The sequence below is a fragment of the Aminobacter sp. P4_D5 genome, from assembly GCF_056401815.1.
The window spans coordinates 1-642 of sequence record NZ_JBFUIP010000883.1 but is presented as its reverse complement, the minus strand read 5'-3'; the positions used below and the strand labels follow the sequence as shown (position 1 = coordinate 642).

Annotated in this window: 1 protein-coding gene and 1 pseudogene; both read left to right on the top strand. The window is 74.9% G+C overall.

Annotated elements, in window-relative coordinates:
• The coding region (locus tag AC1DWF_RS35580; protein WP_476843162.1) for an ATP-binding cassette domain-containing protein at positions 1 to 280 on the top strand (280 nt) is incomplete at its 5' end.
• Positions 270 to 642: pseudogene (locus AC1DWF_RS35575) on the top strand (hypothetical protein); the annotation flags it as partial. The gene AC1DWF_RS35580 and the pseudogene AC1DWF_RS35575, both read left to right, overlap by 11 nt.

Here is a 642-nt window from a genome sequence, read left to right as displayed (position 1 = left end):
GGGCCTCGACACGCCGGTCGGCGAAGGCGGGCACGGGATTTCCGGTGGCCAGGCGCAGCGGGTCGCCCTGGCCCGCGCCTTCCTGCGCGACGCGCCGCTGGTCCTGCTCGACGAGCCCACCGCCTCGCTCGAKCCCGGCACCGAGGCCGAGGTGATGGAGGCCATCGCCCGGCTCTGCACCGGCCGCACCGCCATCATCGCCACGCATTCCGCCGCGCTGCTGGGCCTCTCCGGCCGTGTGCTGGAGCTCGGGGAACGGAAGCTCGCCGATGTGGGCTGACCTCGCCCGGGTCCTGCGGCTGTGGGTGCCGCGGCGCAATGCGCTGATCGGCGCGCTGCTGGTCTCGATGGTCTCGGCGCTCTCCGGCGTGGCGCTGCTGGCGCTGGCCGGGCAGGGCGTGGCCGCCGGGCTGGCGGCCGGCGGTGTCTTTGGCTTGGTTGCCCTCGTCTGGGTGCGTCCGCTGGTGCTGCTGCGTCCGGCGCTGCGCTGGAGCGAGCGCATGGCGAGCCACGCCGCCGCCTTCGGGGCGCTGGCCGACACCCGCGTCTGGTTCTTCCGCCGGTTGGCCGAGCGCATGCCCGGCGGCATCGGAATGCGTGGCTCGGGCGACCTGCTGGGCCGGATCATCGGCGATGTGGATG